The sequence below is a fragment of the Streptomyces sp. NPDC051987 genome (genome assembly GCF_040680735.1).
Classification (GTDB): Bacteria; Actinomycetota; Actinomycetes; order Streptomycetales; family Streptomycetaceae; genus Streptomyces.
In genome coordinates this window covers 46,635-55,990 of sequence record NZ_JBFAXI010000004.1, presented here as the reverse complement: position 1 = coordinate 55,990, position 9,356 = coordinate 46,635, and the positions used below count along the sequence as shown (strand labels likewise).

The 9,356-nt window shown below is 69.7% G+C and carries 7 protein-coding genes; 6 read left to right on the top strand and 1 reads right to left on the bottom strand.

Annotated elements, in window-relative coordinates; translation table 11 throughout:
- Positions 1-27: 27 nt before the first annotated feature.
- Positions 28-471, bottom strand: a complete 444-nt coding sequence (rplM, locus tag AB0M11_RS03270; RefSeq protein WP_020941688.1) for a 50S ribosomal protein L13 — start codon at positions 469-471, stop codon at positions 28-30.
- A gap of 369 nt (positions 472-840) precedes the next feature.
- Here rplM and AB0M11_RS03265 point away from each other — a divergent pair, with 369 nt between their 5' ends.
- The 6 genes from AB0M11_RS03265 to AB0M11_RS03240 all read left to right on the top strand — a co-directional run bounded on the left by AB0M11_RS03265 (position 841) and on the right by AB0M11_RS03240 (position 9,353).
- Entirely contained in the window at positions 841-1,719 is an 879-nt protein-coding gene (locus tag AB0M11_RS03265; RefSeq protein ID WP_365700759.1) for a hypothetical protein, read from the top strand.
- A gap of 100 nt (positions 1,720-1,819) precedes the next feature.
- Complete coding sequence (locus AB0M11_RS03260; RefSeq protein WP_365700757.1) at positions 1,820-3,211, top strand: glycosyl hydrolase; 1,392 nt, start codon at positions 1,820-1,822, stop codon at positions 3,209-3,211.
- 262 nt (positions 3,212-3,473) lie between these two features.
- Positions 3,474-4,925 carry a glycosyltransferase family 2 protein gene (locus AB0M11_RS03255; RefSeq protein ID WP_365700755.1) on the top strand — a complete coding sequence of 484 codons (1,452 nt, stop codon included), beginning with the start codon at positions 3,474-3,476 and terminating at the stop codon, positions 4,923-4,925.
- Positions 4,926-4,948: 23 nt separating this feature from the next.
- Positions 4,949-6,175 (top strand): hypothetical protein, encoded by a 1,227-nt coding sequence (locus tag AB0M11_RS03250; protein WP_365700753.1) that lies wholly within the window; start codon positions 4,949-4,951, stop codon positions 6,173-6,175.
- Positions 6,176-6,189: 14 nt separating this feature from the next.
- On the top strand, positions 6,190-7,290 hold the full coding sequence (locus tag AB0M11_RS03245; RefSeq protein ID WP_365700751.1) for an NDP-sugar synthase: 1,101 nt from the start codon (positions 6,190-6,192) through the stop codon (positions 7,288-7,290).
- Positions 7,291-7,322: 32 nt separating this feature from the next.
- Positions 7,323-9,353, top strand: a complete 2,031-nt coding sequence (locus AB0M11_RS03240; protein WP_365700749.1) for an acyltransferase family protein — start codon at positions 7,323-7,325, stop codon at positions 9,351-9,353.
- The last annotated feature ends 3 nt before the right edge of the window (positions 9,354-9,356 follow it).

The window sequence follows — 9,356 nt, the reverse complement described above, 5'->3', positions numbered from 1 at the left end:
CTTTTCTGTCTTAGGGGGTGGCCGGAACTACTGCGCGACCTGGGTGATCTCGAACGGCACCGGCTGCTGCGCAGCGTGCGGGTGCACGTCACCCTTGTAGACCTTCAGCTTCGAGAGCATCTGACGGCCCAGCGTGTTCTTGGGAAGCATGCCCTTGACGGCCTTCTCGATGGCCTTCTCGGGGTTCTTGTCGAGCAGCTCGTCGTAACGGACGGAGCGCAGACCACCCGGGTAGCCGGAGTGGCGGTACGCCATCTTCTGGGTCCGCTTGTTGCCGGAGAGGTGCACCTTGTCGGCGTTGATGATGATGACGAAGTCACCGGTGTCGACGTGGGGCGCGTAGATCGGCTTGTGCTTGCCGCGGAGAAGGGACGCGGCGGTGGTGGCGAGACGGCCCAGGACGACGTCCTGAGCGTCAATGACGTGCCACTGGCGAGTCACATCGCCGGGCTTGGGGCTGTACGTACGCACTTCGCAGCCTTCTTCTTCAGTGGATGGGTGCTGACACATGGCATCACTGAAGCGATCGTGCAGCTGGGGACGACAGTGCCGGGAACGCTGCCCGTATGCCGCCCACTGGTAACTGCTCCAGGGAACCTAGGTAGAGGCCACTCTTGTCAGAATGAGCAAGCCAATACACAACGAAGCGCAAGCCTACAAGGGCGGCCCCGGACGGGTCAAAACGAGCTCCCGCCGAGGGGCCGGAGACCCCGCTCGGGACGGGACGGAAAACCGCCGCGCGCCGCCGTACCAGGATGCGCCGTCCTGCCCCCAAAGGTCCCCTGCCGCCGTTCCTACAGTCGCACCGGCACCCCCCTGCCCCCGTCTAAGATGCGCCCCATGAGTTATGGGCAGGGGGGACCTCAGTCCCAGTGGGATCCGTGGAAACCGCAGTCTCAGCAGCCCTGGAGCAGTGGCACCGGGCAGACGCCGGACTGGGCATCGCTCGCCGAGGCCTCGGAAACGCGCAACAAACGGCGCAGAGTCCTGTTCATCGGCGGTGGCGTGGTCGCCACCCTGGCGATCGGCACCGCCGTCGCCATGGCCGTGGTGTCCGCGAACGGCAATGACAACGCCTCGGGCACGCCCACCGACCTGCCCGCGAGCGCCTCGCTGCCCAGCGACTCGGCCGGCTCGGTGCCGTCCTTCGAGCCCACCAGCGCACCCCCGCCGCTGGACCCGCAGGAGTTCATATCCAGCGTGCAGAAGGACACGGCACCGCTGAGCGCCGAGACCCTCTTCCCGGGCACCCAGCTGACCATGGGCGAGACGGTCTACAAGAAGGGCGCCACGGCCGACACCAAGAACTGCGCCACGGCCGCCAAGGGCACCCTCCCCGCCGTCCTCACCAAGAACAACTGCACCCGCCTGCTGCGGGTCACCTATTCCAAGGACGGCGTCGCGGTCACGGTCGGGGTGGCCGTCTTCAACACCGCGGGGCAGGCGGGCAAGGCCAAGACCGAGGCCGACAAGAAGGGCTTCGTCTCCACCCTGGCCGGCTCGGGCGTGAAGGCCTTCTGCGACTCCGGCGTCTGCCGGACGACGACGAACTCGTACGGCCGCTACGCCTACTTCACCACCGCCGGCTTCCTCAACGGCAAGGACGTCACCACCAAGGACACCAAGGTCTTCCAGGCCGGTGACGACCTGGCGGAGTTCACCTTCCGCCAGATCCACCGCCGCGGCGAGGCCCAGGCGTCGGCGGCGGCCCAGAACTGAGCGCTCCGCCGCAGGCGCCGCACCCCTTGGGGAAGTCGCCGAACCCCCCTTCGAGGCAGAATCGGGCACGCAGGGCGGGCCGGGGAGGGGTCGGGGACACATGCGGATGCGTGGGCGGGTGCGGCTGGCCGGGGCCGGGGTGACGGCGGGGCTGCTCGCACCCCTGGCCTGGTGGGCCACCCGGAGCGACACCGCCGGTCCAGGCGGCGGCCCGCGCCCCGTCCCCGTCGACCTGCGCGCCCGGGACCCGCGGGCGGCACCCGAGGCGCGCCGGGTCTACGCCCTGCTCGCCGGCCTGGAGAACCGGGCGCGGCGCGGCGAGCCGTCCCGGACGGTGATCGGCCAGCACGTCGAGCTGCACAACGAGCGGTACAACGCGTCGTACGGCGACTACCGGGGCACCAAGCAGCCGGGCTACTACTACAAGAAGGCCCACGACATCACCGGCAGGTTCCCGGGATTCGTCGAGGTGGACCTGGGGCCCGGGTACGGGCGGCCGGGGTGGGCGGTGGGCGAGCCGCGCTCGTACTCCCGCGCCTCGTGGCCGAGCTGCCGCGAGGGCTGGGGGTACGCCGAGGACGCGGTGGACCTGGCGCTCGGGGTGTGGGCGGGGCTGCCGCGGCCGGCGGACGGCTCGTACCGCCCCTCGGGCACACACGTCGACTGCGCCTCCGGGACCCGGGTGAGCCTGCCCCCGAACGGCGGCGGGCCGGCGGGCATCGTCGGCTTCTCCTTCCACCAGCCCTATCCCGGCAGCACCGTCAAGGGCTTCGAGCAGACCCGCTACCAGAACTCCCCCGCGGCCCGGGACAGCGGCTGGTTCGGCCGGGTGGTCACCCCGGGCACCGCCGAGCACCGGGACCTGCTGCGGGACCTCGGCTACCTCGCCGACCACCTGGGCTACCTCGCGGAGCACGGGGTGCCGGTCCTGCTGCGGCCGTACCACGAGATGAACGCCAGGCCGGGGCACGGGTTCTGGTGGGCGGGGCAGGAGCCGGCCGCCTACCGGCGGCTGTGGCGTGCCACCTACGACTACCTGGTGGGCACCCGCGGCCTGCACAACCTCCTCTTCGTGTGGGCGCCGAGCGCCTGGGAGGGCAGCACCGCCCGGGAGCCGGCCGACTACTACCCGGGCGGCCGGTACGTCGACGTCGTGGGCGTGGACGACTACAGCGACACCCCCCGGCGGCCGTTCCGCGGCAAGCGGTGGACCGAGGTCTGGTACCGGGGCCTGGAGCGCTACGACCGCCCGCGCGTCATGGCCGAGTCCTTCCACGTGCCGCTCGGCTCCGCCCAGCCCGGCACGCTGTCGGCCACCCCCTGGGTGCTCTGGACGGTATGGGGACAGTCCCTCACCTACGCCAATGTCTCCGGCCCCACCGGCAAGAACACCGCCGAAGACGTGAAGACGACCTATGCGTCGTCCCGCGTCATCACCGGCCCCGGAGACGGGCGGACGGGGTTCGACTGGACCGCGTTCCACCGGGCCTAGGATTATTACTTTCCTACTACACCTTGCTTACCTGAGTTTCATAGCTGATTCTTACGTGGCAGGATTTGATCTCTTGCTATGGCCGGGGCGCAGGTCGCCCGGGGGGGCATCTGAGCCGGCCACAGAACGCCGAAGAAGGCGCCGGGGGGCGACATCACGACCCGGAGCGGGGCGGACGGGACGAGGTTTCTCGTGTCACCGCACCCGTCACCGAGTCATGCCGTCCGGCGGCCACCGATCTCACGGAAGAGCATGTAGCCGTATGGCATCGACAGTGGTCGACGGGGGAAACCCGCATTCGCGACACAGCGCGAAGCTGGCAAAGCGCACCGCTTCGTGGAAACCCGGCATCCTGCCGTTCCTGCTGCCGTTCGTCCTGCTGGTCGTCTTCGGGCTGTGGTCCTACCGGCCCAGTTCCTCCCTGATGAGCTGGATCCTGACCGTCGTCTGGTCCCTGCCGGCCGCCGGCGTGCTGATCGGCCTCCAGGGGGCCCTGCTGATCCGCCGCCGGGTCCGCAAGAGCGACCGGATGACCCCGCCCGCACCGGCCGAGCAGGACTTCCTGATCGCGCTCTGCCCGACCATCGGCCGCCACGACACCTATCCGGCCCTGGAACGCTCGGTCCTCTCCTACGTCGAGCACCTGCCGGAGTACTTCCCCTACATGCGGGTCGACATCCTCACCGAGGAGGGCTGTGAGGCGGCGGCCGACATCGACCGGCTCGCCGACTCCCACCCGCTGATCCGGGTGATCACCGTCCCCAAGGACTACGTCCCGGCCAACGGCACCCGCTTCAAGGCCCGCGCCAACCACTACGCCCACGAGCTGCGCATCGCGGAGGGCGAGGCCCTCGAATACGTGTGGGTGCTGCACATGGACGACGACACCGGCGTCGGCCCGGACACCGCCGCCTCGCTCGCCCAGTTCATCAACCGGCAGCGCCGCGCCCATCCCGACGAGGCCAAGCACATGGCCCAGGGCATCCTGACCTACCCCCGCGAGAACGCGGTCAACCTCTTCACCTGGCTCGCCGACGCGGTACGCCCCGCCGACGACATCGCCCGCTTCCGGGCCCTGACCGGCCTGGGCACGCCGGCAGCCGGTGTGCACGGCGAACTGCTCGTGCTCCGCGCGTCCGTCGAGGCCGAGATCGGCTGGGACTTCGGTCCCAAGGAGATCGTCGAGGACGCCCGCCTCGCCCTGACCTTCTGCCGCACGTACCCCGGCCGCAGCGACTGGTTCAACGGCCGCTGCTACGGCGCCTCCCCGGCCAGCGCGGCCGACTTCGTCAAGCAGCGCGAACGCTGGGCCTGGGGCCTGGTGGCCCTCTGCTTCAACCGGGCGGTACCGCTGCGCTACCGCTGGTTCCTGTCGATCTGCGTGGCCACCTGGATCCTGGGCCCGCTCCAGCACATCGGCGCCGTCCTGCTCGTGGGCTGGCTCATCAACGACATGAACACCTCACCGGTGACCCAGTCCATCGTCCTCCTCTGGGCCCTGAACTTCGCCTACGTCATCTGGACGTACTGGGAGGGCCTGCGGCTGAACGCGCTCGCCTCGCTCAGCGGCCGGCGCAAGTGGTGGGAGCCGATCGTCGTGGTCGCCTGCATCCCCGTCTTCTCCGTGCTGGAAGGGCTCGGCGGCTTCAAGGGCTTCCTGAAGTTCGTCCGGCGCGAGGAGAACAAGTTCGTCGTGATCGCCAAGCCCGCCTGACCTCCCGGAAGACATCCACTGACATGCGTTCGCGACTGCCCCTGCTCGCCATCTTCCCGGTGACCGTCCTCGCCGTCGTGCTGGGCACCCCGTTCGTCCTCGGCGACCACCCGGTGCGCTGGGAATCGGACTCGGCCCTGCCCCGGCTCGTCCTCGGCGACCCCGCCGAGTCCACCCCCTCGGACGACGGCACCCGCCCCGGCACGACCTCCGCCTCCCCCTCCGCGACCGCCGACGCCCTGAAGGTCGCCACGCCCTGGAAGGCGGGCAAGCCGCAGTGGGGCGTGCAGATCTACTGGGAGGACGACCGGACCCGGATGTCCGACGCGTTCATCGAGAAGCAGGCCCGCAAACACGCCCGGTACCTGATCGGCCTGGGCGCGAACTCGGTGTCCGTCTCCTTCCCCTTCTACACCAGGAACGGCACGTCGGACGAGGTGTGGGCGGGCGCCATGACCCCGACCCCGAAGCGGCTGGAACGGGTGCTGAAGGTGTTCAAGGACGCCGGGTTCCGCACCCGGCTGCGCCCGATCATGGACGAGTCGTCCCTGAAGCCCGAGGACGGCTGGCGCGGCGACGTCGAGCCCGCCTCGCGGTCGGCCTGGTTCGCCTCGTACAAGAAACTCCTCGCCCCCTACCTCCAAGCCGCCGACGAGGCGAGGACCGACACCTTCGTGATCGGCACCGAGCTCAACTCGCTGGAGGGCGACCCGGGCTGGAACGCCCTGGTCGACTCCGCCGAGCAGACCTTCTCCGGCGAGATCGCCTACGACGCCAACTGGGACAACTACGTCACGGGCCGTATCGACATGCCCGTCAACCACCTCGGCGTCGACGCCTACTTCCCGGTCAAGGTGCCGGACACGGCACCCGTCGAGGACCTGGTCGACGGCTGGGACAAGTGGCTGGACCGGAAGGCGACCGGCGCGCTGCCGAACATCCTCGTCTCCGAGTCCGGCATCGGCGCCATGAACGGGGCCTACCACGCCCCCGGCGACTTCTACAGCCACCGCACGGTCAACACGAAGGTGCAGGCCACCTGGTACACGGCCGTCTGCAAGGTGGTCCAGGAGCGGCACATGCAGGGCGTCTACTGGTGGTCGATCCACTTCGAGGACGACCCGAACACCCCGCCCGACGACAGGACCGCCTCCCGGCTCGACTTCGCCGGCCGCCCACTCAGCGAGAAGGCCATCAAGAGCTGTTTCGCCTCCGACTACGCGGGCCCCGGCACCGGCACCACGAGCTGACCGAGCGAGGAATCATGCAGGAAGCCATCATCCTCGTGGGCGGCAAGGGAACCCGCCTGCGACCGCTGACCAACCACACCCCCAAACCGCTGCTCCAGGTCGCCGGCGCCTCCTTCATCCGGCACCAGATCGCCAAACTGACCGCCGCAGGCGTGCGGCACGTCGTCTTCGCGACCTCATATCTCGCGAGCCTCTTCGAGGAGGAGTTCAAGGACTTCTCCCAGGACCTGGCGATCTCGTACGCCGTGGAGGAGATCCCCCTCGGCACGGGCGGAGCGATCCGCAACGCCGGACGGCTGCTGCGCGGCGACCGGCCCGACGCCCCGGTCCTCGTCCTCAACGGCGACATCCTCTCCGGCGTGGACCTGCACGGCGTCCTGGCCTACCACGAGGCCAACGCGGCCGACGTGACGCTGCACCTCACCCGGGTCGCCGACCCGCGCGCCTTCGGCCTGGTGCCCACCGACGCGTCCGGCCGGGTGCTGTCCTTCCTGGAGAAGCCCAGGACCCAGGAGGAGTGCGTCACCGACCAGATCAACGCGGGCTGCTACGTCTTTAGCCGGTCCGTGCTGGACGCCATCCCGGGCGACCGGGAGGTCTCCGTCGAGCAGGAGACCTTCCCCGCACTCGTCGCGGACGGCCGGCGGGTCTTCGGCCACACCACCGACGAGTACTGGCGCGACCTCGGCACCCCGCTGGCCTTCGTGCACGGGTCCGCCGACCTGATCACCGGCCGAGCGGACTCTCCCCTGGTGGGACCGCCGGCCGAGGCCCTGATCGACCCCACGGCGGTGGTGGACCCGACCGCGCGGGTGACCGGCGGCTCGACGGTCGGCCCGCACGCCGTCATCGGCCCGCACGTGGTCGTCGACCGCTCCATCATCGGCGCCCGTGTCACCGTCGCGGCCGGCTCCCGGGTGCACGAGTCCGTGGTGGACCACGACTCCTCGATCGGCAGCGAATCGATCCTTCGCGAGGCCGTCGTGGGCTGCCACTCCCACGTCGGCGCCCAGAACGAACTCCCCGCCCAGCTGAGGCTGTCGTGCGGTATCCGCATCCCCGCCCAGGGCGTGCGCGTCAGCGGTACGGCTGTCGCCTGCCCGACGGTCCACTGAAGCCGCCGTCCGGCGGGACTTACTGGAGAGACGTGACCAGCCAACGTTCAACGGCCGAGACGCAGACAGAGCGGCTGCGCAAGTACCGGCCGGACATCCAGGGCCTGCGTGCCGTCGCCATCATGATGGTCGTCTGCATGCACTGCGGCATCCTCGACATCCACGGCGGCGTGGACGTCAGCTTCGTGCTCAGCGGCTTCCTCATCGGCAGCCAGCTGCTCGCCGAGATCGACAGGACCGGCAAGGTGTCCCTCAGCAAGTTCTGGGCCCGCCGCTTCCGGCGCCTGGCACCGGGCGCCGCCCTCACCATCGTCGTCACCGGCGTCCTGTCCTGGATCTACGCGAGCCCGTTCAGCTTCCGCGGCTACATGGACGACGGCCTCGCCGCCTCGCTCAGCGTCATCAACTGGCGGCTGGCCGAGAACGGCACCGACTACTTCGCCAACGACGGCAGCCAGTCGCCCTACCAGCACTTCTGGTCGCTGGGCATCGAGGAGCAGTTCTACCTCGCCACCCCGATCGTGCTCGTCGCCGTGGCCTGGCTCAGCCGGCTGGTGTTCCGCAACCGCCTGCTGGTGGGAGCGGTCCTGACGGCCGTGGTGGGCGGCTCGTTCTACCTGGGCTGCACCGAGACCACCAGCAACCAGCCGCTGGCCTACTTCGGCACCCAGTCCCGCATCTGGGAACTCGCCTTCGGCGTGCTGCTCGCGCTCTGGGCCCCCTCCGTCTCCCGCATGCCGCAGGTGCTCGCCGCGCTCGTCTCCTGGCTGGGCCTGGCCACCACCCTGGTCACCGGTCTCCTCATCACGGAGCACACTCCGCTCCCGGGCTACGCCGTGCTGGGCCCGGTGCTCGGCGCCTGGCTGATCATCGCCGGCGGCTGCGCCAACCCCCGCCTCGGTGTGGAGCGGCTCCTCGACAACCCGGTCCTCGACTTCGTCGGCAAGGTCAGCTACGGCTGGTACCTGTGGCACTGGCCGCTGCTGATCCTCTGGCCGCACATCATCGGCTGGGAGTTCGGCTACTCCGACCGCTTCCGGGTGGCGGTCCTCTCCTTCCTCATCGCCATCGCGACGCACTACGTCGTCGAGAAGCGGTTCCGGGAGAACGTGAAGCTGGTCGTCCGCCCCTGGCGGGGCATCCTCACCGGCGGCACCCTGACGGCCACCTCCGCCGTCGCCATGGTGGTCGCGCTCCAGGTACCGCTCAACCTCTCCTTCGGCACCGCGGGCACCGCCGCCGCGCTCACCGGCTTCGACGGCACCAGGTCGGTGGAGCAGGCGGTGAGCGAGCGCAGCGCCCCCAAGGTCAGCGAGAGCGTGCTGCTGAAGTCCCCGGACGACCGGGGCGACCACGGCTGCATCGACCAGCTGCTGGTCACCAGCTTCACCCCGCACGACGACTGCGTGATCGGCGACAGGACGTCGGAGCGGACCATGGTGCTGCTCGGCGACTCGCACGCCTACCAGTGGGGCAACGCCTTCGACACGCTCGGCCGCAAACTGCACGTCAAGGTCGTCACGGTCATCAAGAGCGGCTGCTCCCCCGAGGTCTACAAGATCACCCGTGCGGACCTGGGGCGTGAGTACACCGAGTGCCCGAAGTGGCGCACGACCGCTCTCGCCTACATCAGGAAGCTCAAGCCGGACGTCGTCGTGGTGGCCAACCGGGTCCAGTACACCACCGTGCGCGAGGGCGCCGCGGACACCTTCAAGAAGCTGCAGGCCATGGGCTCGGACCTGGTCTACCTGGCCGACACCCCGAAGCCGACCTTCAACATCCCGGACTGCCTGGCAGAGAACTCCAAGCACCCCGCCGAGTGCACCCTGCCGTCCGAGACCGCCGTCGACCTGCCCGACTTCCGCAAGCTGGAGCGCCAGGTCGCCGAGAAGTACGGGGCCACGGTCATCAACCCCCTCCCCGCCTTCTGCGCCAACGGCTACTGCCCGGCGGTGATCGGCGGCCACGTCGTCTACTGGGACAACAGCCACATGACCGGCAGCTACGCCGCGTCCCTGGAGCCGTTCCTTGAGCCGACCTTCAGGAAGGTCCTGGCCGGCTGACCC

What these genes read in the sequence shown, in the direction of transcription:
- AB0M11_RS03260 (WP_365700757.1), top strand. Translation starts at nt 1,820, where the DNA reads ATGCGGATGCGTGGGCGGGTGCGGCTGGCCGGGGCCGGGGTGACGGCG.
- AB0M11_RS03250 (WP_365700753.1), top strand. Translation starts at nt 4,949, where the DNA reads ATGCGTTCGCGACTGCCCCTGCTCGCCATCTTCCCGGTGACCGTCCTC.
- AB0M11_RS03265 (WP_365700759.1), top strand. Translation starts at nt 841, where the DNA reads ATGAGTTATGGGCAGGGGGGACCTCAGTCCCAGTGGGATCCGTGGAAA.
- AB0M11_RS03255 (WP_365700755.1), top strand. Translation starts at nt 3,474, where the DNA reads ATGGCATCGACAGTGGTCGACGGGGGAAACCCGCATTCGCGACACAGC.
- AB0M11_RS03245 (WP_365700751.1), top strand. Translation starts at nt 6,190, where the DNA reads ATGCAGGAAGCCATCATCCTCGTGGGCGGCAAGGGAACCCGCCTGCGA.